The sequence below is a fragment of the Flavobacterium sp. ZT3R18 genome, assembly GCF_007097385.1.
In the GTDB taxonomy this organism is placed as follows: domain Bacteria; phylum Bacteroidota; class Bacteroidia; order Flavobacteriales; family Flavobacteriaceae; genus Flavobacterium.
Genome location: NZ_VJZS01000008.1, coordinates 90,437 through 110,249 on the forward strand (window position 1 = coordinate 90,437; position 19,813 = coordinate 110,249).

General features: G+C 34.8%; 23 protein-coding genes. 13 read left to right on the forward strand and 10 right to left on the reverse strand.

Annotated features, from left to right (window positions below):
• Positions 1-90: 90 nt before the first annotated feature.
• Together FNW52_RS10630 and FNW52_RS10635 are read left to right on the forward strand one after the other, a co-directional pair.
• A complete protein-coding gene (locus FNW52_RS10630; protein WP_143377448.1) occupies positions 91-786 on the forward strand; it encodes a MotA/TolQ/ExbB proton channel family protein in 696 nt (231 codons plus the stop codon).
• A 3-nt stretch (positions 787-789) separates the two neighbouring features.
• The gene (locus tag FNW52_RS10635) at positions 790-1,185 is read left to right on the forward strand and encodes a biopolymer transporter ExbD (protein ID WP_143377449.1); all 396 of its coding nucleotides are present in this window, start codon (positions 790-792) and stop codon (positions 1,183-1,185) included.
• A gap of 601 nt (positions 1,186-1,786) precedes the next feature.
• Here the strand turns inward: FNW52_RS10635 and FNW52_RS10640 are convergent.
• From FNW52_RS10640 to FNW52_RS10655, 4 genes are all read right to left on the reverse strand, one after another.
• Positions 1,787-2,689 (reverse strand): energy transducer TonB, encoded by a 903-nt coding sequence (locus FNW52_RS10640; RefSeq protein ID WP_143377450.1) that lies wholly within the window; start codon positions 2,687-2,689, stop codon positions 1,787-1,789.
• A gap of 405 nt (positions 2,690-3,094) precedes the next feature.
• Complete coding sequence (locus FNW52_RS10645; protein WP_143377451.1) at positions 3,095-4,321, reverse strand: Glu/Leu/Phe/Val dehydrogenase dimerization domain-containing protein; 1,227 nt, start codon at positions 4,319-4,321, stop codon at positions 3,095-3,097.
• Positions 4,322-4,487: 166 nt separating this feature from the next.
• Positions 4,488-5,063 carry a chalcone isomerase family protein gene (locus FNW52_RS10650; protein WP_143377452.1) on the reverse strand — a complete coding sequence of 192 codons (576 nt, stop codon included), beginning with the start codon at positions 5,061-5,063 and terminating at the stop codon, positions 4,488-4,490.
• 193 nt (positions 5,064-5,256) lie between these two features.
• Entirely contained in the window at positions 5,257-6,324 is a 1,068-nt protein-coding gene (locus FNW52_RS10655) for an anhydro-N-acetylmuramic acid kinase (RefSeq protein WP_143377453.1), read from the reverse strand.
• Positions 6,325-6,534: 210 nt separating this feature from the next.
• Here FNW52_RS10655 and FNW52_RS10660 point away from each other — a divergent pair, with 210 nt between their 5' ends.
• From FNW52_RS10660 to FNW52_RS10695, 8 genes are all read left to right on the forward strand, one after another.
• Positions 6,535-7,674 (forward strand): acyl-CoA dehydrogenase family protein, encoded by a 1,140-nt coding sequence (locus FNW52_RS10660; protein WP_143377454.1) that lies wholly within the window; start codon positions 6,535-6,537, stop codon positions 7,672-7,674.
• A 137-nt stretch (positions 7,675-7,811) separates the two neighbouring features.
• Positions 7,812-8,489 carry a Crp/Fnr family transcriptional regulator gene (locus FNW52_RS10665; protein ID WP_143377455.1) on the forward strand — a complete coding sequence of 226 codons (678 nt, stop codon included), beginning with the start codon at positions 7,812-7,814 and terminating at the stop codon, positions 8,487-8,489.
• A gap of 108 nt (positions 8,490-8,597) precedes the next feature.
• The gene (locus FNW52_RS10670; protein ID WP_255515563.1) at positions 8,598-9,107 is read left to right on the forward strand and encodes a YHS domain-containing (seleno)protein; all 510 of its coding nucleotides are present in this window, start codon (positions 8,598-8,600) and stop codon (positions 9,105-9,107) included.
• Positions 9,108-9,113: 6 nt separating this feature from the next.
• Positions 9,114-9,503, forward strand: a complete 390-nt coding sequence (locus FNW52_RS10675) for a DoxX family protein (RefSeq protein ID WP_143377456.1) — start codon at positions 9,114-9,116, stop codon at positions 9,501-9,503.
• Position 9,504: 1 nt separating this feature from the next.
• Entirely contained in the window at positions 9,505-9,993 is a 489-nt protein-coding gene (locus FNW52_RS10680; protein WP_143377457.1) for a DinB family protein, read from the forward strand.
• Complete coding sequence (locus tag FNW52_RS10685) at positions 9,981-10,691, forward strand: NRDE family protein (RefSeq protein ID WP_143377458.1); 711 nt, start codon at positions 9,981-9,983, stop codon at positions 10,689-10,691. Before FNW52_RS10680 ends, FNW52_RS10685 begins: the two co-directional genes overlap by 13 nt.
• 68 nt (positions 10,692-10,759) lie before the next feature.
• Complete coding sequence (locus tag FNW52_RS10690) at positions 10,760-11,794, forward strand: D-alanine--D-alanine ligase (RefSeq protein WP_143377459.1); 1,035 nt, start codon at positions 10,760-10,762, stop codon at positions 11,792-11,794.
• Between the two features lie 3 nt (positions 11,795-11,797).
• Entirely contained in the window at positions 11,798-12,448 is a 651-nt protein-coding gene (locus tag FNW52_RS10695) for a hypothetical protein (protein WP_143377460.1), read from the forward strand.
• Here the strand turns inward: FNW52_RS10695 and FNW52_RS10700 are convergent.
• On the reverse strand, positions 12,438-13,010 hold the full coding sequence (locus FNW52_RS10700) for a GNAT family acetyltransferase (RefSeq protein WP_143377461.1): 573 nt from the start codon (positions 13,008-13,010) through the stop codon (positions 12,438-12,440). The genes FNW52_RS10695 and FNW52_RS10700 overlap by 11 nt on opposite strands.
• Positions 13,011-13,086: 76 nt before the next feature.
• Positions 13,087-13,533 (reverse strand): cytochrome c oxidase assembly factor Coa1 family protein, encoded by a 447-nt coding sequence (locus FNW52_RS10705; protein ID WP_143377462.1) that lies wholly within the window; start codon positions 13,531-13,533, stop codon positions 13,087-13,089.
• A 143-nt stretch (positions 13,534-13,676) separates the two neighbouring features.
• On the opposite strand from FNW52_RS10705, the gene FNW52_RS10710 reads away from it, so the two are divergent.
• The 3 genes from FNW52_RS10710 (at position 13,677) to FNW52_RS10720 (ending at position 16,291) form a co-directional block, all read left to right on the forward strand.
• Positions 13,677-14,354, forward strand: coding sequence for an SDR family oxidoreductase (locus FNW52_RS10710; protein WP_143377463.1), 678 nt, complete (start codon positions 13,677-13,679; stop codon positions 14,352-14,354).
• Positions 14,355-14,420: 66 nt separating this feature from the next.
• Positions 14,421-15,020 carry a SprT-like domain-containing protein gene (locus FNW52_RS10715; RefSeq protein ID WP_143377464.1) on the forward strand — a complete coding sequence of 200 codons (600 nt, stop codon included), beginning with the start codon at positions 14,421-14,423 and terminating at the stop codon, positions 15,018-15,020.
• Positions 15,021-15,229: 209 nt separating this feature from the next.
• Entirely contained in the window at positions 15,230-16,291 is a 1,062-nt protein-coding gene (locus tag FNW52_RS10720) for a mannose-1-phosphate guanylyltransferase (RefSeq protein WP_143377465.1), read from the forward strand.
• A gap of 335 nt (positions 16,292-16,626) precedes the next feature.
• Here FNW52_RS10720 and FNW52_RS10725 read toward each other — a convergent pair whose 3' ends face one another.
• From FNW52_RS10725 to FNW52_RS10740, 4 genes are all read right to left on the reverse strand, one after another.
• Positions 16,627-17,388, reverse strand: a complete 762-nt coding sequence (locus FNW52_RS10725; RefSeq protein WP_143377466.1) for an ABC transporter ATP-binding protein — start codon at positions 17,386-17,388, stop codon at positions 16,627-16,629.
• On the reverse strand, positions 17,385-18,134 hold the full coding sequence (locus tag FNW52_RS10730) for an ABC transporter permease (RefSeq protein ID WP_143377467.1): 750 nt from the start codon (positions 18,132-18,134) through the stop codon (positions 17,385-17,387). The genes FNW52_RS10725 and FNW52_RS10730 overlap by 4 nt, the downstream gene beginning before the upstream one ends.
• Before the next feature lie 115 nt (positions 18,135-18,249).
• Positions 18,250-19,149: a glycosyltransferase family 2 protein gene (locus FNW52_RS10735; protein ID WP_143377468.1), complete on the reverse strand. Its 900-nt coding sequence runs from the start codon at positions 19,147-19,149 to the stop codon at positions 18,250-18,252.
• A 22-nt stretch (positions 19,150-19,171) separates the two neighbouring features.
• Positions 19,172-19,720, reverse strand: a complete 549-nt coding sequence (locus tag FNW52_RS10740; protein WP_143377469.1) for a methyltransferase domain-containing protein — start codon at positions 19,718-19,720, stop codon at positions 19,172-19,174.
• Positions 19,721-19,813: the final 93 nt, after the last annotated feature.

Genomic DNA, 19,813 nt, shown 5'->3' on the forward strand with positions numbered 1-19,813 from the left:
ACTTTTTTTAGTTTAATATTACAGTGAAAATATTTTTTTACAAAATTGAAATATTTTTTAGAATTAATGATTATAAACCCAGAATAATATATGTTTAGTTTTATACAATTACAAGCTGATACTATTGCAAATGCTGCATCCAATGTTGTTATCGAAAAAATAGCACCCAATACCGAGATCTCTGTTTTAGGTTTTATTCTAAAGGGAGGATTCTTTTTAATCCCCATTGCAATCTTATTGTTTTACACTTTTTATGTGATTATAGAGCGGTACTCGTACATTCATAGAGTCTCCAAAGTAGACCCGCTTTTGATGCGAGATGTAAGAGAACATCTGAATGCCGGAAATTTCGATTTGGCTCGTTCTATCACTGAGCGAACCAATACCGCCTCGGGAAATGTCATCAAAGAAGGAATTTTATTAATTGGCCGTCCCATTGCCGAGATCGAATCGAATATGGATCGTGCTGCCGATATCGAAATTGCCGAAATGGAACAGCATTTAGGACAATTGGGACTTATTGCGGGTATTGCGCCTACGCTAGGATTTATCGGAACCATTTCTGGAGTAATCAAGATCTTTTACAGCATCTCGGTAACCGAAAATATCAGCATTGGTAATATTTCGGGAGGTTTGTATGAAAAAATGATCAGTAGTGGTTCTGGGTTAATCGTTGGGATTGTTGCCTACAGCGCCTATCACTTACTAAACGGGAAGATTGATAATTATGCTTTAAAAGTGCAAAAGCAAATACTGGAATTCGTGAATATTATTCAAAAAGCATAAGCCATGTCTATCAAAAGAAAAAGAAGATTTCACGCCGAAGTGGCGACATCCTCCTTGAGTGACATCATGTTTTTTTTGTTGCTGTTTTTCCTGATTATCTCTACTTTGGCCAATCCCAATGTGATTAAAATGACCTTGCCAAAGTCAAAAGCCAACGAGAAAACCAATAAGCAATACATCAGTTTATCCGTTACCGAGGAAAAGAAATTCTACATAGACAAAGAGCTTGTTGCCTATGAAGAGTTAGAAGCTACTTTGATGTCAAAAATAAATACTCAAAAAGACCAAACGGTTATTGTTCGAATTCCGTTCAATTTGCAAGTGCAGGATTTGGTCGATGTGTTGCAAATAGGAGTGAAGAACAACTTGAAATTTGTTATTGCCACGAGTCCGAAGTAAAATTCGAAATTCAGTTTTTAAAGCAATTTGGGCGTGACCACAATAGAGGAAGGGGCTACTTTAGATTATCTAGAGTCGCCCCTTCCTCTATTGTGGTCGGGCTATTGCCATTACTTCGGTAATTTGGCGCTATCCCTCACGCAGATTTCTGTAACACGAGATATTATGGATTATTAATTGAGTTTTTTAGAATAGTATTATGGGAGTTACTCGTGGAGATTGCTTCGCCAATTTGCTTTCGCTCGTGTCCTCCTTCGTTCGGAATGACAATATTGGCGAGTTTCTTGTGTTTTTTTTTAGCAATTATTTTGTTTAAAAAAGGGTAGTTCCTATAATCAATCGCTATTTTTTATCATACAGTTTTACCACAATATTGTCATTCCGACGGAGGAGGAATCTCCGTAAGTAGCTCGGCAATTTTGGATTTAGACAAAGAGGTGTTTTTGATAAAACATCTTCTAAAAAACTAAATCCGTAAAACTAGCCCCGATGGAAGTGGCATCCTTTTTATAAGGCTGTTTTTTTTATCCTTATAAAAAGATATAACGTACAGCGGGATAAATGTTGATGAGAAAACGAAAAAGTACAGCTCCTAATTATTCTAATTCAAATTGAAATTATAAACAATCTTGCCTACCTGTTTTTCGGGAGCGTCATTACTGGCGTCCCATTTGGTATTCATAGCCGCAATTCGGGCTTGGTCTAGTAAGCATTTTGCGGTATTGGTTGTGCCTTTTATACCCGCAATGGCGTTGATGGTGTTTCCATTTCTATCTACCGAAACTTCTACGACCACTTTGCCTGATTCGTTGCAAGTGTATTTGGGAGCAGGTTTAGAGAGTGCTTTTCTATTGCCGAGTGAATAACCGGAACCGCCTCCAGTTCCTCCGCCAGAACCACCACCACTTCCGGGGCCGTAACCACTACCATTGCCGATACCGTTTCCGGTGCCATTTCCGCCGCCGGTGCCACCGCCAGAACCGCCCGTGCCGTAATAACCCGTTGCGGCCAAACTTCCGTTTGATTTTCCTTTGTTACCCGCGGTTTTGTCATCACCATCGCCTCCTTTGTTGGAACCTTTTAGAATGCTGGACAAAGCAGCATTGGTAGAATTGGAGACTTTTGGTTTAACAACCTCGGGTTTGGGAGTTTCTTTAACAACGACTTCGGATTTTTTTGTTTTCTCTTTTTGCGGAATAACAACACTTTCTTCGGTGGCATTCTCTTGAGATAAAATGGCTTCGTCGGGAGTGCTTTTGGCAGGAGTTGGTTTGACTTGGTTTTGAACATTCAAAACCTCGCTTTGTGTATTTTTTCCCGATCCCAAATCGCTATCGCCAAAATTCAGGGTAACGCCGCCACCACCTCCGCCACCACCTACTAATTCTTCCAGATTGGAAGGAGGCCAAAAACGGATAAAAAACAAGAGCAGCAATATGGATGCATAAATTAGTATGGATAGGACTAATGATTTCTTTTGATCGGAGGAAAGGGTAGAACTCATTGTAGAAATTGAATTAAAAAAGTGTACTTATAAAAACGTTGAAAAGTACTAAAAATTGTCAAGAATAAAAAATGACAGTTGTGTTAAACCTAGAATTCACATTAGGATTGGTCCAAACCCCGAAGGGGGGGTAATGATTATAGAAATAAATAATTCAATCATTCCAAAACCTTGAAAGGGTGGTGTTTTTGCAGCTGAACATATTAATGATATAGGATGAAATTTTTTTAATAAAAAAGAGGTAAATAATTTCACCCCTCCGAGGTTTGATTGTTAACGTTTGAATTTTCTATAATCATTACACCTCTTCGGGGTTCATGCTGGTTTTTTTATAAAAAAAACACGGATCAAATAGATGAAATCTACCCAATCCGTGTTTATGTATTTAGAATAGTGTTGTCCTAACTATGTCAATTGTTTTAAGGCAATCTCAAATGCTGTAGCACTAATATTCTTTTTAGAATTGTTTAAGTCATGTGCTTTTACAATCGCTTTTTTGATGATTTCTGAAGTATCGTTAAAAATAGCTTCATCGGTCATTTGTACTTTCTTTTCCATGAAATAAGCAAAAACTCTCGCCATTCCGCAATTAGAAATAAAGTCAGGAATCAAGCTTACTTTACTGTCCACTTCTTCCATGATCGAACCAAAGAAAATTTCTTTGTCAGCAAAAGGAACGTTAGCTCCGCAAGAGATTACTTCAAGACCATTGGCAATTAAGCTGTCAATTTGACTTTGAGCTACTAATCTAGAGGCTGCACAAGGAGTAAATATTTCGGCACCAATAGTCCAGATTTTTTGATTAATTTCGTCAAAAGGAATCATGTTTTCGGCTACTAATTTATTTCCGTCTTTATCAAGGAATAATGTTTTTATTTCTTCAAAAGAAAAACCTTCTTCGTTGATTAACCCACCATCTCTATCGATAATACCGATGATTTTGGCTCCCATTTCGGCTAAATAAAATGCTGCTGCTGATCCTACGTTTCCAAAACCTTGTACAATGGCTTTCTTTCCTTTTACAGAACCACCATAAATATCGTAGAAATGGCGTACTGCTTCGGCAACACCATAACCGGTAATCATATCGGCAATAGTATATTTTCTAGTTACGTCTGGAGAGAATTTTGGGTTTTCAATTACTTTAATTACCCCTTGGCGCAATTGTCCAATTCTATTGATTTTATCAGCTTCGGTAGGTTTAAAGTGACCATTGAACACCCCTTCTTGAGGATGCCAAACACCACATTCTTCGGTCATTGGGATCACTTCGTGAATTTCATCTACATTCAAATCACCACCAGTTCCGTAATAACTTTTTAATAAAGGAGAAACCGCTTTGTACCAACGTTGCAAAACACCTTTTTTACGAGGATCATTTGGGTCAAAATTTATTCCAGATTTAGCGCCACCAATTGCTGGTCCAGAAACCGAAAATTTCACTTCCATGGTTTTAGCCAATGACAAAACCTCATTCATGTCCAATCCTTTTCTCATCCTAGTTCCACCACCCGCAGCACCACCACGAAGGGAGTTAATCACTGTCCAACCTTCGGCTTCGGTTTCAGAATCTTTCCAGTTAAAAATGATTTCAGGAGCTTTGTTCTCAAATTTCTTTAATAAATCTTTCATATTGTTGTGATATGTTTTTTTTTGACAAATATATGAAAGGTTTTATGAGAAATATGTATTTGGTGTTTTTTTTTTGATTTTGCCTTTCATCCATAAAACAAGTGCTTTTGTATCAACAATAGATACAAAAGCACTTGTAAATTAGAGGCTTATTTTTGGAATGATATTACAATCCCAATAAGCTATTTTTTAAATCTTCATCTGCTGGCTTGTCAGACAACCAAATTCCGAACAACGCTTTTTTGAAGTCAAATCCTTGGACTTTTCCTTTAAGCTCACCATTTTTTACAACCCAAACAGAACTTTCAGTTGGATTATAGGTTAATTCAAAAACATCTCCTCTGGTAATTTCGTCAGACAGAAAACTTTTGAATAATTCAATTTTAGGTCTTAAGGCTTCTAAATTATCGCCTGTTGATTTTTCAAATCCAGCATTCATAGCGCGTGTTAGTTTTCCTGAAGAAACTAAAGCAGAGGTAACTTCAATTCGAATTGCCATTTCTGAATTGTCACTAATGATTTCTTTAGGATTTTGAGAGAGTTGACTCAAATACAATGCCTGAATATACACTTCAACCCACATTTTGGATCTAGATCCTGCACCATTAAGTTGTAACGTTTTGTTTTGGAATGTAATCGTTCTTGGGATAGTTACTCCTTCAAATACGATTTGTTTTTGAGCATTTGCCTCAGTGTATAAGGCTGAAATAACAAGTGTTATTACTAAAAATATTTTTTTCATGGTACTGGGGGGGGTTATTGATTTGGACAAAAATAATGTTAATTCATGGTAAATGACAAATTTGAATCTACTATTTTTATGAATTCAACAAAATGAGTGGTTGCTATAGGTTATTTGTTGTAAAAGCTAAGATTCTAGTAAATAAACACTTACGCAGGTGGCAGTGAGAGAGATGTTGTATGTTTTTTTTAATTTATAAAGAAAAGATTGCACCAGAACTATGATCGTATTTTGCTCCAGTAACACTTTGAAGCACGTTGATTTCATCTCTAAGTTTTAACACTCCTAGTAAAGCAAATATTAAAGCTTCTTTGAATTCTAAAATTTTATTAGAAGGGATGATGATTTGCATTTCGGGTAAATGAAATTGAATACGTTCGATTAGGAAATCATTGTACGCTCCGCCTCCAGTTGTCAATAAAGTCCCTTTTTTATTTGGTAAAGCTAATGCGATTTGTAAAGCTACATGCTCTGTAAAAGTGTGTAATTTGTCCTCAATAGCAATTGGATAACGCTCTATTATAGGTAAAACAACTTCTTTGACAAACTCAAAACCCAAAGATTTGGGATGCTTTTTTTGATAAAAGTCTAATGCGTTCAATTCATTTAGTAATTCAATTGAGCAATTACCGGTTCTGGAAATTCGGCCTTTGTCGTCATAATTGAATCCCAATTGATTGGCGTAAAAATTCAAAACTGTATTTACAGGAGAAATGTCAAAGGCAATTCGATTGTTGTTTTCTTCAAATGATATATTCGAAAAACCGCCAAGATTCATACAATAATCATATTCTGAAAATAAGATGCGGTCTCCAATAGGAACCAACGGAGCACCCTGACCTCCCAATTGCACATCTTGTACTCTAAAATCACAAACGACTGTTTGTTGGGTCAATTTTGAAATTTCGGGTAAATTGCCAATTTGAAGGGTAAGTCCATTTTGAGGTTGATGCAAAATAGTATGTCCGTGTGAACAAACGGCATCTAGATTCTCTATTTTATATTTTTTGATGAAATTAGAAATGATGGCAGCAAGCAGTATTGTGTATTCTTTGTTTAAGTTTTGAAGTTCAATTTCGGAATAAGCGACTGCCGACTTTAATTCGTTAATCCATTTTTTGCTATAACCAATGGTTTCGCTTTCAAGGATTTCAAAAGACCAATTTTGATTATGGATAGTAAATTTTATATGCGATAAATCGACTCCGTCAAGCGAAGTGCCGGACATCACTCCAATGATGTTATAGTTTTCTGATTTCATAATATAAATTTACATTTCAAAATTAATAAATTCACAATAAAAAAGTATCTTTGACTGATTTTTTTAAATATAAATGGAGTTAATTCTAAAAACGCAAAGCAATCATCAAGGAATAATCAGGAAATACACTCTAAAAGCAATTGCGATATTTGTTGTATTACGATTATTTTTTTATTAAAAACACAAACATACTAATTAAAAACAAGGTTTATGGACTTTAATTTAACAGAAGAGCAATTAATGATTCAACAAGCAGCTAGGGATTTTGCTCAAGCTGAATTGTTAGAAGGAGTAATTGAAAGAGATGAACACTCAAAATTTCCTACGGAGCAAGTCAAAAAAATGGCGGAGCTAGGATTTTTAGGAATGATGGTTGACCCAAAATACGGTGGTTCTGGATTAGATAGTGTTTCATACGTTCTCGCTATTACCGAAATTGCCAAAGTTGACGCTTCGGCTGCAGTAATTATGTCTGTAAATAATTCTTTGGTTTGTGCCGGAATAGAGAAGTATTGTAACGAAGAACAAAAAATGAAATATTTAGTTCCCCTTGCCAAAGGAGAGGTAATAGGAGCTTTTTGTTTGTCGGAGCCAGAAGCAGGATCAGATGCGACTTCACAAAAAACAACAGCGATAGATAAAGGAGATCATTATTTATTGAATGGAACCAAAAACTGGATTACCAATGGTTCTTCTGCTTCAACCTATATTGTAATTGCACAAACGGATGTAGAAAAAGGACATAAAGGGATCAATGCTTTTATAGTAGAAAAAGGTTGGGCTGGTTTTGATATTGGACCAAAAGAAAAGAAAATGGGAATTCGTGGTTCTGACACCCATTCTTTATTATTTAATGATGTAAAAGTACCTAAGGAAAATAGAATTGGAGCCGATGGTTTTGGGTTTAATTTTGCGATGGCGGTATTAAACGGCGGACGAATTGGTATTGCTTCTCAAGCTTTAGGAATTGCTACTGGAGCTTATGAATTGGCTTTAAAATATTCGCAAGAGCGTAAAGCTTTTGGAAAAGAAATCTTCAAGCATCAAGCGATTGCTTTTAAATTAGCGGATATGGCGACACAAATTTCAGCAGCAAAATTGTTATGTTTTAATGCGGCTTATCAAAAAGACCAAGGAATGGATATTTCTCAATCTGGAGCAATGGCCAAATTATTTGCATCTCAAACTGCAATGGACACTACTATTGAAGCTGTTCAAATTCACGGTGGAAACGGTTACGTGGCCGAGTATCACGTAGAACGTATGATGCGTGACGCAAAAATTACTCAGATTTACGAAGGAACTTCAGAAATTCAACGTATTGTAATTTCGAGAACCTTAATCGCATAATTGATTTCTATTCTTTAAATCGACACATAAAAATCCAAACTTGAATTTCAAGTTTGGATTTTTTATTTAATGGATGCGCTTTTTAAAAGAGACTTTGTTTATTTTTACATCAATTGGCAACACACTTATAAATTGTTATGTACGACGAATTAAAATATTGGTACCTTCGAGATCACAAATTATTTTGGACATTAAGTATGTCGCAAATCAAACAATTGTGTATCATCACGGGTTTCAAGAAAGCCAATAAAGGAGAAATTATTTATTTCTCCAATTCGGATGTTCCACGGATTTTTCTTTTGAAAAAAGGCAGTATCAAGATCGTTGCTGTTGATGAAGAAGGAAACGAAACCATTAAAGATATTATTCAAAAAGGAGATTTGTTTGGAGAATTGACATTAGAGAATGATGCTCAGTCCAATGAATATGCAAAAGTACTTTCGGATGATGTGGCTATTTGCAGTTTTTTAATGTCGGATTTTGAGAATTTATTGCTTCAAAATCCTAGTTTGGCGTTGTCTTACACCAAGTTTGTAGGGTTGAAAATGAAAAGGATTAAAAACAGTTACGTCAATTTAATTTCAAAAGACGCCAAAACCAGATTGTATCAATTTCTAAAAGACTGGGCCGAAAAAGAAGGGAAACGTACCGAAAATCAAGTGGTTATTGAAAATTATCTAACCCAAAACGATATGGCTCAAATTATTTGTACTTCCAGACAAACCGCCACTCAATTACTGAACGAGATGGAGACCAAAGGTTTATTGGTTTACAATCGTAAAGAAATAATCATTACCGATATTACAAAACTGTAATTATCAAACTATTTTGGTTGAATTGTAAATTAGGCGACAATTGTCTCTGTTGATTCTAAATATCTTTGTTGAAGAAAAAGTCAAAGTATTCATTTTAAATCAAATGCCATGCAATCTGGAATTTATAAAAGTCAAAAAAACAATTTAAAAACGTGGAGTATAAATAAAACAATCTATTTACTCATCTGTTTTATTTCATTTGCTGTTTTTGCCCAAAACGACAATAAAAGAATTGCCCAATTTAACTTAGAGAAAAAAGTCGCTATTCAAGGGTATGACCCAGTAGCTTATTTTAACCAAAAAAAAGCGGTAAAAGGAAAGAAGGAATTAGTTGCAAATTACGAAGGCGTGATATATCAATTTTCGTCAGTAGCCAACAAAGATCTTTTTGTAAAAAATGCAGCGTCTTATGAACCGCAATACGGTGGTTGGTGTGCCTATGCCATGGGAAGTTCCGGAGAGAAAGTCGAAATTAATCCCGAAACATTCAAGATTATTGATGGAAAATTGTTTTTGTTTTATAATGCTTATTTCAACAATACCCTAAAAAGTTGGAACAAGGAGGAGGTTAGCTTTAAAGCAAAAGCAGATGCCAATTGGAAAAAAATTATAAAATAAGAAAGCATGATGAAATTAATTTTAATATGGGTATTTCGGCTAACGGCAGCAATCATTCTATTGCAAACGCTGTATTTTAAATTCACAGGTGCCGAAGAAAGTGTTTATATTTTTTCTACTTTAGGAATGGAGCCCTATGGTAGAATTGGATCTGGTGTAGTCGAGTTAATCGCCGCCATTTTAATTTTGATTCCCCGTACTACTTTGTTAGGAGCTTTACTAGGAGCTGGCGTTATGCTTGGAGCCATTTTTTTGCATCTTTTTGTATTGGGAATCGAAGTGAAAAATGATGGAGGAGAGTTGTTTATTTTGGCAATAATTACCTTTCTTTGTTGTATCGCATTGATTTATTGGAATAAAAGTAAAATTAACAACGTTTTAAAACTGAAACTATAATATGTTAATTCCATCTATAAATAATAGTTTTAACGGACTGATTGATTTGTTAAATCAATTGTCCGATGAGGAGTATTCAAAATCTTGTTTTGAATTGAGTGGTTCCAGTATTGGGGAACATACTCGACATATCGTTGAAATGTTTCAATGTTTGAATCGAAATTATGATTCTGGAATCGTGAATTACGACAAAAGAGAACGAAATGTATTGATTCAAACCAATGGTGATTTTGCCATTCAAATGATTTTGGATATCAAAAATAGTATCGCAAAAGAGAACAAAAATCTCGAATTACAGCAAATTATTGACGGTGAAGCCATCAAAATTCAAAGCAATTATTATCGAGAATTGTTATATAATTTAGAGCACTGTATCCATCATCAAGCATTAATAAAAGTCGCTGTTTTGAAATTTGAAAACGTAACCGTTGATGGAAATTTTGGAGTGGCCCGTTCTACAATCGAATACAGAAATCAATGTGCACAGTAAGTTTTGTTTGTACCAATGATACAATTATCATTACCTCCAATCGCGATGAAAAAGTTATTAGACCCAGTGCGATTCCGCCCAAAAATTACACCCTGAACGGAAAAAATATTATTTATCCCAAAGATCTCAAAGCGGGTGGTACCTGGTATGTGGTTGATGAAAACGGCACTGTTTTAGTCTTGCTCAATGGAGCTGATGAAAAGCACCAACTGCAATTGCCTTATCGAAAAAGTCGGGGATTAATTGTTCTCGAAATGATTGGTAGTGCTTCGCCAAAGAGGTTTTGGGATGAAATTGATTTAGAAAAAATAGAACCTTTTACCTTAGTTTTGTTTCAGGAAAAACAGCTTTTCCAATTGCGTTGGAATGGAGTCGAAAAATCAACGGTGCTTTTAGAGATTGATAAAAATTATGTTTGGTCTTCATCGACCTTGTATTCAAAAGAGATTCGGGAGCAGCGTTCTAGTTGGTTTTATACTTTTTTAGAGTTCAATCCCGAAATTACAGCAGCTAAAATGCTTCATTTTCATCGCTATACCGAAGCGGATAACAACGAACACGGTTTGGTTATCAATAGAAACGATGAGTTGAAAACATTGAGTATTACACAAACTGTAATCGAGAAAAACAAAGTGATGATTCATCATTTGGATTTGATTGGAGATAAAGATTATTCAAAAACATTTATTTCTATTTAATATAGTAACCATTCTGATTTTTACTTTTGGAAGTAAGATCCTGATAAATTTAATTTTAAATACTACCCTTGAAACTATTCTTTCACAAATTGACCCACTGGGAATACTGGCCTTTTCAAATGGTGTATATACCTATCTATTTTCTTTGGGCGTATTATTCGATAAAAGCAAAATCCGTTTTTTTCTTCAATGCATCCAATCCTACCATCAAAAATGGAGGTTTTATGATGGAAAGTAAAAAACAAATTTATAATTTGATTCCACAACACTATTATCCAAAAACAGAACTGGTAAAAGAAGGAACTCCAGTTGATGAAATAAATAAGGTACTAGAAAATGCGGGGATTAAATACCCTTTTATTGCCAAGCCCGATATTGGTTTGCGAGGTTCTGCAGTCAAAAAAATAGAAACTCCAGCCGATTTAAAACAGTATGCCGAAAAAGCCCATTTTGATTTTATTGTGCAGGATTTGATTCCGTATGAAAATGAAGTAGGTGTTTTTTACGTACGCTATCCACACGAAAAGGAAGGGAGAATTACAGGCATCGTAGCTAAGGAATTTTTAATTATTACTGGAAATGGAGTAGCGACTATTGAAGAATTGATAAAGAAAAATGCTAGATACGAATTGCAATTAAAAGTATTGAAACAAGAATACGGAAGTAAGTTACTGGAGATTTTGCCTATGGGCGAAAAAGTAAATCTTGTTCCATACGGGAATCACGCTCGTGGAGCAAAATTTTTAGATGGGAGTCATTGGGTAACACCAAAACTGACTGCCACTTTTAACGAAATGTGTGTGCAAATTCCCGGTTTTCATTTTGGGAGACTGGATATTATGTATGATACTTTTGAAGCATTAGAACAAGGGAAAAACTTCTCGGTGGTAGAATTGAATGGGGCAGCCAGTGAACCAACTCATATTTATGATCCCAGACATAGCTTATTTTTTGCTTGGAAAGAACTTGCGCGACACATTACCTATATGTATGAGATAAGTGTAGCCAACCATCAAAAAGGCTTTCCTTATTTGGCACACAAAGTTGGAATGAAAGAATACCGTTTACATCAAAAGCAAAGCCGTAAAATCGTTAATTTCTAAAAGATGAAGTCCCTTAAAAATATAATAGTTGGATTTATTGTGAGCTTTGTGGGATCACTGCCTCTTGGATATTTGAATATTATTGGGGTTGAGGTTTTTTCTAAATTTGGAATGAATTCGCTAGTTTCTTATTTACTGGGGGTAATTGTAATCGAGGCAGTAGTAATTTATTTTACAGTGATTTTTGCAAACCAATTGGCAGAAAATAAAAAATTAATGAAGAGCATTGATTTTTTTGCTGTATTTTTTCTTTTGTTGTTGGCCTATTTGTTTTATGCCCATTCCAATCAAACAGCCGAAGAACATAATTATTTGGAGGGTTATGTTCAATATTCTCCCTTTTTGATTGGAATGGTATTGTGCGGATTGAATTTTCTTCAAATACCATTTTGGATGGCCTGGAATTTGTATTTAATGAATGCTAAATATATAAGCTTAGGCCGTAAACTTAAATTTCATTATATTTTTGGGACTTTAGTTGGGACTTTTTTTGGAATGCTAGCGGTCATAGTTCTGTTGGATTCTTTATCCCAAAAAATATTGGATTATTCAAAATGGATTATTCCAATTGTTATTCCGCTGTTTTTTGTAGTCTTGGCTTTCTTTCAAACTTTAAAAGTCTATAAAAAGTATCTGAAGAAAACTATTCGATAGATGATTGGTTCATGTCGTACCCCAAAATGAAATAGTTGTTATTGTTGAATTGGAAATCGCCAATAATCGCCCATTTTAGTTTTTCTGTATGCGCTTTTTGAGAAGGTATATTGGTTTGGTTGATGAAGGTAATACTCACTGGAAATCTTTTTAAAAGGTGGGTTCTCATAAAGTCAAAGAAAGGATTAATCAAACCTTTTCCCCTGTATTTTTTGTCAATACAAATAGGTCCGTATTGAAAAGTATTGGTTGCAGTAAGTTTAAAACCTTTGAATGAAAGTCCAGGAAGCATTGGGGTCATGTGATTAAAAATAGCCCATTGACTGAAATAATCCCAGCTGGCAGCAAAAATATAAGCAATGATTTTGTTGTCATCTTTGGCAATAAACAAACCTTCTTGACTAATTACTTCTTGGAGTTGCTCAACAGAAAAAGGAGTCGTTACAAATCCGGAAGCTTTTTCTTCTTCAGTCATATTAGACACCAAATAAAGGCCTTGTAATGCCAGTACACCTTCTATGTCTGTGTTTTTTGCTACTTCAAATTGTATGTTTTTAATCATTTTTATGGATTCTAGTTGGGTTAGTTCGTTGCAAAAATAAGTAAAAGTCTAGTGTCGTTTTTTAAATATTTAAGTATTATTTCACTTCAATTGTATCTTTTAGGATTTGGATTTCTTCTTTCGGTTCCTTAATTCGTATGTTTATCGTTTTATATTCCCATACTGTTCCGTTCTTTTCAGCCGAAATGTCCATTTTTCCTTTTCCTTTGCTTCCTTTTATTCGTATTGATAACGCTACTGAATTATTATTGTTTGAATAAATCGCATTCCCTTCAAAAATAGCTAATTTATCAATCGGTTCTATTGCTCCAAGAACCTCCAAAACTCTTTCGTTAGTTTTTGCTTTCTCAATTGCTTTTTCATAAAGTGAATCGTCCGAATACGCTTGAGCAATATCAGTTATATTTCCATCTATAGTTGAAGATAAAAAAAATCCAAATAAAAGTAAAAACAGCAATGTTGGTAAAGACCATTTCCAATTTCTGCTCCACCAATTTTTCTTAACTATTAATTCATTGTCCATATTTGCTATTTTGATTTAAAGTATGCTGCGGTTGATTTGTATTTATAGAGTTTCGCTTTTTCTAGATATTTAGAAAAGGTTACGAATGTATTTTTAATATTTTAAAATTACTGTTTTTTAACTGTTTTGACTATTTTTGCCCTATGAAAAATATTATTATTACCGGAACAAGTAGAGGAATAGGTTTTGAGTTGGCTTTGCAGTTTGCCAATGCAGGACATCAGGTGCTTGCTTTGTCAAGAAAAATAAATGAAGTCTTGCTTTCTCATAAAAATATTAGCTGTCTTTCTGTTGATTTATCCAACGAAGAAGAGTTGCAACAAGTAACCGATTTTCTATCTGCTACTTGGGATAGAATTGATGCTGTTGTCCATAATGCGGGCAGTTTGTTGTTAAGACCTTTTTTGGAAACGACACAACAAGATTTCGAAAATATATATAAAGTGAATGTTTTTGGCGTAGCCAATCTGACCCGAATCTGTTTGCCGTATTTGCAAAAAGGCAGTCATGTAGTAACCATTAGTTCTATGGGAGGCGTGCAGGGAAGCCTTAAGTTCGCAGGACTGGCAGCTTATAGTTCTAGCAAAGGAGCTGTAATTACTTTGTCTGAATTATTAGCCGAAGAGTATAAAGAGCTAGGAATTTCTTTTAATGTTTTGGCCTTGGGTTCTGTTCAAACCGAAATGTTACAAGAGGCATTTCCAGGCTACCAGGCGCCACTTTCTGCAAGTGAAATGGCTAATTATATTTATGATTTTACCCTTACTGGGAACAAATATTTTAATGGTAAAGTATTGCCGGTTTCTTCTACGAATCCGTAATGAATTAAAATCCAAAAGGCAAAATCCCAAAACACATTCTAAATTCTAAAATCTAAAACCAAATCATTGCCTGAAACTCTTTTAAAATATCTACCAGAACATGCCGTAAAGCCAGTTTTTGAACTGATTGTTACGCATCAGGTGCATCTTAAAATTGTCAATGAGAGGCAAACCCGTCATGGCGATTATCGAAAAGGGATGAATGGAAAACATGAAATTACGGTTAATTCGAGTCTCAATAAATACAAGTTTTTGATTACGTTGATTCACGAAATCTCGCATTTGGTGGCGTTTGAAAAATTTGGCAGAAGCATAAAACCACATGGTGGGGAATGGAAGCATTCTTTTCAGAGAATGATGGTTCCGTATATTCGGCCTGAGATTTTTCCGAATGATTTATTGCCTTTGTTGGCTAGACATTTTAGAAATCCTACAGCAAGTAGCGACACGGATGCCACATTAGCATTGGCATTAAAACAGTATGACAAACCCAATGATAAAAACTTTATCTTTGAGATTCCTTATGGAAGCGTTTTTAGAATTTCTAATGGAAAGATTTTTAAAAAAATCGCCATACGAACCAAGCGCTACGAATGCTTAGAAGTAAGCTCTGGACGATTGTATTTATTTAACCCAAATGCCGAGGTGGAGTTGTTGCCGGGCTAGTTAAATGCGGGGTTCTACCACAAATTTGTGATTAATTTTTTTTGCCACAAATTACACGAATTACACACGAATTTTTTCTTTTTTAATTTAAAGAAATTTGGGGGAGTTAGTGGCTAACTTTTAAACGATTTATGGAAACCCACTCCATAAGGTGCAGAAATTTAAACGTAAATTAAGATTTGCTTTAAAAGCAAACAAAAAATATAAAAATGAACAAAAATTATTACGCAATATTAATGGCAGGCGGAATCGGTTCTCGATTTTGGCCAGTGAGTACAAGAGAATTTCCGAAGCAGTTTCATGATATGTTGGGTTCTGGTGAAACATTGATTCAAAAAACGTTCAGTCGGTTATCACAAATTATTCCGAAAGAAAATATTTTGATTCTGACTCATGAGAGTTACAATGATTTAATTCTAGAACAATTGCCAATGGTGAAACAAGAGCAAATTGTCTTAGAACCTGCAATGAGAAATACGGCAGCTTGTATTTTGTATGCTTCCTTAAAAATTAAAAAATTAAACCCAAATGCAGTCATGGTTGTCGCGCCAAGCGATCACTGGATTGAAGATGAAATGCAGTTTGTGGCCAATTTGCAGCGTTCTTTCGATTTATGCGAAAGAGAAGAAACCTTGATGACTCTAGGGATTTTACCCACGGCTCCAAACACGGGTTATGGCTATATTGAATTTGATAAATTGGATAGCCGTTCTATAAAAAAAGTGGTTCAATTTAGAGAAAAGCCAGATTTTAAAACTGCCAGACGATTTATTCAAAGTAGAAATTATTTGTGGAATGCAGGTATTTTTATTTGGAGCGTGCAATCTATTTTGAAGGCTTTTGAAGAATTCCAGCCCGAAATGTTTGCCCTTTTTATGGAAGGGTACGAGGTGTATAATTCCAATAAAGAAAGTGCTTTTATTCAAGAGAATTACCCCAAAGCGGCCAATATTTCTATAGATTATGCCATAATGGAAAACGCCAAAAATGTGTATGTGCTCCCAGCAACTTTTGATTGGAATGACTTAGGGACTTGGGGTTCATTACATGAAAAATTACCAAAAGACGACAATAATAATGCAGTGGTAAACGCATCAGTATTATTACAAAATGCTTCAAATAACATCATTAGAACTGCCGTAGGAAAGCAAGTCGTTGTTGATGGCCTGGATGATTATATTATTGTGGATAAAGACTCTATTTTGTTGATTTACCCAAAAAGTAAGGAACAAGAAATAAAAGGTATCGTTTCTCAGTTGAAACCGCTATGAAGAAATGTTTTCCTATAAAAATAAAAAAGCGGTTCCTGACAACCAAATTTTAAATACTTTTTCGGAAGAAATAGTTGAGTATGTCTTAATAAAAAAAGGTAGAAATGTTTTTTAAAACGATTTCTACCTTTTTCTTTTTTGTTACTATGCAGCCTACACCAAATTAACGTAGGATTTAAAGAAAAACAGACACGAATTACACAAATTTGCACAAATTGCATTGTGAAATTGTTTTTTTTGTGAAATTAGATTCAATTTTGATCCTGAATTCGTGTTAATTCGTGAAATTCGTGTAAAATTTTTGTTAGGCTGAATAGTTACTCTTTTTTTAGTGATTACCCTTTTAAATAAGCTTCTCTAACTTTCTTAAATAAGTTGGATGAATAAACAAACTCTACAATAGCCTCGTTATCGGTTACGAAAATCTCTTCGTTGGTTCCTTCCCAGGCTTTGACGCCATTTTTTAGAAATAAAATATTATCACCTATTTCCATTACCGAGTTCATGTCATGGGTGTTTACCACCGTAGTGATATTGTATTCTTCGGTGATTTCTTTGATGAGGTTGTCAATCAATATGGCAGTATTGGGATCTAATCCAGAATTGGGCTCATCACAAAACAAATATTTTGGGTTGTTTACAATGGCGCGGGCAATGGCAACCCTTTTTTGCATACCACCAGAAATCTCCGAAGGTAATTTTTTATGGGCACCTACCAGGTTTACTCTTTTTAGAACGAAATCTACTCGATCTTGAATTTTGGAATTACTATCATTAGTGAACATTTTCAATGGAAAGCCTACGTTTTCGGCAACGGTCATACTGTCAAAAAGGGCGCTGCCTTGAAAAAGCATTCCAATTTCAGTGCGTATTTCTCGTTTTTCATCGGCGTTCAATTCGGAATAGATTCGACCATCAAAAGAAATGGTTCCTACTTCGGGGGTATGAATTCCTAATAGTGATTTTAATAAAACCGTTTTTCCCGATCCACTTTGGCCAATAATCAAATTGGTTTTACCTGCTTCAAAAACACAGGAAACCCCTTTTAGAATTTTGACGTCGCCAAATGATTTTTCTATGTTTTTTATTTCGATCATTGCGTTAAAAGTAATTGCGTTAATATGTAATTCATCAAAATAATGGTTACAGATGTCCAAACAAATGCAACAGTACTTGCTTTACCCACCTCTAGCGCTCCGCCTTTCATGTAAAAGCCATGAAAAGAAGGTATTGTGGCCAAAAACATTCCGAAGATGAAGGTTTTTAGAAAAGCATAAAATACATGAAAAGTGATAAAATCTCTCTGTAAACCATCGATAAAATCAGTACTTGCTCCAAAACCACCATATACAGTGGCAACATATCCACCAAGAATTCCTAAAAACATACTGATTCCTACCAAGAAAGGATACAACATTAAAGCAATTATTTTTGGAAAAACCAGATAATTCAATGAGTTTACTCCCATTACTTCGAGTGCGTCAATTTGTTCAGTAACACGCATAGATCCGATACTTGAGGTAATAAATGAGCCCATTTTTCCAGCCATAACGATGGACATAAAGGTAGGGGCAAATTCTAAAATCATGGATTGTCTTGTTGCAAATCCGATGAGGTATTTTGGGATAAATGAATTGGTTAGGTTTAAAGCGGTTTGAATGGCAACAACTCCACCAACAAAGAAAGAAATAAAAGCGACAATTCCTAATGAGTCAATAATCAAGTCATCTACTTCTTTGAAAATAAGACCTTTCATTACGGACCATTTTGTTGGTTTTTTGAAAATCTCTTTCCACATCAAAAAATATTTCCCAATTTGGGAGGTATAGCGAATAAGCATCATTTTTTTAAGTATTCAGTTTACAGTTTGCAGTATTCAGAAAAGAATACAGGTGTGCAAAAATACTGTATTTTGTTGGAATTTTAGATTTTGTTTTTAATTACAGAGGAGTAAAATATTAAAACAATTTCTCTTTCATTTTTTTCAAACGATAATTTCTGATGAAATGGGCTTGTTCTTTGGTAACTAATAAAGGAGTTTTGACTTTTTTAGCTTTCCAGAAACCTTGAATGTAATCAAAGAAAAGAAGCGGTTTCTTTTTCATCATGGCTAATTTAGCGGATGAAATAGTCGTTATAAAAAAACCGTAACCCAAGGTGTAAAACGATTCTCCCTGTTTGTAACGTGCCGCTTTATTGTAATTGGCACCAGTGGGTTTTAGGTGTTTGATGATTAAGGATGCGTCTGTAACTACTTTCCAATTGTAAAATTTTGAGAGTAATTCATCGACAGTGTCCCATCCCATTGCGGGTTTTAAATTGCCTATTTGAAGAAAACATTCCTTTCTATAGGCTTTAAAGGCACCTCGAATGTGATCTTTATCAGTTAAGTTTTCCAGTACCCACTCTCCATTTTTTTCTACATAGGCGAAACCTCCAGCCATACCAACCGTAGGGTCGTTTTTGAAAATGTTTAATATGGTCTCAAAGTAATTGTTTGGAATGATTAAATCGCCGTCTAGTTTTACAATGACATCATAATTATCATCCAAAGTTTCAAACCCTTTGTGAAAAGCTTGAATGACCTTGCTTCCAGGTAAATGAATCGCTTCAGACGTTTTGTTGACTAAAGTAATAAACGGATTGTCTTTGGCGAAAGCCAAAACAATTTCGGCAGTTTTATCCGTAGAATTATCATTGACAACCACTACTTTTTTGGGTAAAACAGTTTGTGACACTAAGGATTGCAAAGTCAAAGCAATAAAAGCTTCTTCGTTATAGGCGGGGATAACTATGTAGTAAGCCCCCCAACCCCCGAAGGGGGAGTTTGTTGAATTTTGTATATTAGGATTGCTCATTATAAATATATTGTTTATCTGTTTATTTTGTTCCCCCTTCGGGGGTTAGGGGGCTCCTTTCAGCATAAACAATATAATACCTCGGGGTAAAAAAACGTAATAATGGACGAAATCCAATTTTTTTAACGGGATGTGTAAATTTCTCTTTAGCAATGATTTTCCAGCCAGTTTTTTCTAATAACCAATCCAATTGCCAATCTTCAAACTCGTGATAATGCCTGTCCCACATATCAGTTTTGCTACGATAGGCAGAAGAAAACCAAAGACGCAAAGGAATTGATATTAGCAATTTATCTGATTTTATTTCTTTTAAAATAGTGTAGGGGTTGAGTAAATGTTCGAAAATTTCAAAAGCGGTTACTACGTCTTGTTTCCCTTGGGAAAAAACACTTTGATTCACGTCTAAATCTTCTCCAGTAGTATTTTTTACCGTATAGCCTTCTTCTTTCATGATTTTAGAAAAGGGATTTTCGACACCTAAATCTAATATGGTTTCCGAGGTTGAGATGTGTTTTCTTAAAAATTCTAAAGTATGTTTGAATCTTTTATTTGGAAATGTTTTTTCGTACATGTTTTTTTATTTTAACTATTGCGTTCGCTTTAGTAAAGGTTTTGAAATAAAGCATACAAAATTTGGCGATGTTATTTTGGTCTTTTTCAAGGT

Excerpts from the sequence above, each read along its gene's own strand:
- FNW52_RS10680 (WP_143377457.1), top strand. The coding sequence starts at position 9,505 with ATGTTAATTCCATCTATAAATAATAGTTTTAACGGACTGATTGATTTG.
- FNW52_RS10645 (WP_143377451.1), bottom strand. The coding sequence starts at position 4,321 with ATGAAAGATTTATTAAAGAAATTTGAGAACAAAGCTCCTGAAATCATT.
- FNW52_RS10730 (WP_143377467.1), bottom strand. The coding sequence starts at position 18,134 with ATGATGCTTATTCGCTATACCTCCCAAATTGGGAAATATTTTTTGATG.
- FNW52_RS10675 (WP_143377456.1), top strand. The coding sequence starts at position 9,114 with ATGATGAAATTAATTTTAATATGGGTATTTCGGCTAACGGCAGCAATC.
- FNW52_RS10670 (WP_255515563.1), top strand. The coding sequence starts at position 8,598 with ATGCAATCTGGAATTTATAAAAGTCAAAAAAACAATTTAAAAACGTGG.
- FNW52_RS10700 (WP_143377461.1), bottom strand. The coding sequence starts at position 13,010 with ATGATTAAAAACATACAATTTGAAGTAGCAAAAAACACAGACATAGAA.
- FNW52_RS10650 (WP_143377452.1), bottom strand. The coding sequence starts at position 5,063 with ATGAAAAAAATATTTTTAGTAATAACACTTGTTATTTCAGCCTTATAC.
- FNW52_RS10720 (WP_143377465.1), top strand. The coding sequence starts at position 15,230 with ATGAACAAAAATTATTACGCAATATTAATGGCAGGCGGAATCGGTTCT.
- FNW52_RS10655 (WP_143377453.1), bottom strand. The coding sequence starts at position 6,324 with ATGAAATCAGAAAACTATAACATCATTGGAGTGATGTCCGGCACTTCG.
- FNW52_RS10740 (WP_143377469.1), bottom strand. The coding sequence starts at position 19,720 with ATGTACGAAAAAACATTTCCAAATAAAAGATTCAAACATACTTTAGAA.
- FNW52_RS10710 (WP_143377463.1), top strand. The coding sequence starts at position 13,677 with ATGAAAAATATTATTATTACCGGAACAAGTAGAGGAATAGGTTTTGAG.
- FNW52_RS10705 (WP_143377462.1), bottom strand. The coding sequence starts at position 13,533 with ATGGACAATGAATTAATAGTTAAGAAAAATTGGTGGAGCAGAAATTGG.
- FNW52_RS10635 (WP_143377449.1), top strand. The coding sequence starts at position 790 with ATGTCTATCAAAAGAAAAAGAAGATTTCACGCCGAAGTGGCGACATCC.
- FNW52_RS10640 (WP_143377450.1), bottom strand. The coding sequence starts at position 2,689 with ATGAGTTCTACCCTTTCCTCCGATCAAAAGAAATCATTAGTCCTATCC.
- FNW52_RS10695 (WP_143377460.1), top strand. The coding sequence starts at position 11,798 with ATGAAGTCCCTTAAAAATATAATAGTTGGATTTATTGTGAGCTTTGTG.
- FNW52_RS10735 (WP_143377468.1), bottom strand. The coding sequence starts at position 19,149 with ATGAGCAATCCTAATATACAAAATTCAACAAACTCCCCCTTCGGGGGT.
- FNW52_RS10630 (WP_143377448.1), top strand. The coding sequence starts at position 91 with ATGTTTAGTTTTATACAATTACAAGCTGATACTATTGCAAATGCTGCA.
- FNW52_RS10660 (WP_143377454.1), top strand. The coding sequence starts at position 6,535 with ATGGACTTTAATTTAACAGAAGAGCAATTAATGATTCAACAAGCAGCT.
- FNW52_RS10665 (WP_143377455.1), top strand. The coding sequence starts at position 7,812 with ATGTACGACGAATTAAAATATTGGTACCTTCGAGATCACAAATTATTT.
- FNW52_RS10725 (WP_143377466.1), bottom strand. The coding sequence starts at position 17,388 with ATGATCGAAATAAAAAACATAGAAAAATCATTTGGCGACGTCAAAATT.
- FNW52_RS10685 (WP_143377458.1), top strand. The coding sequence starts at position 9,981 with ATGTGCACAGTAAGTTTTGTTTGTACCAATGATACAATTATCATTACC.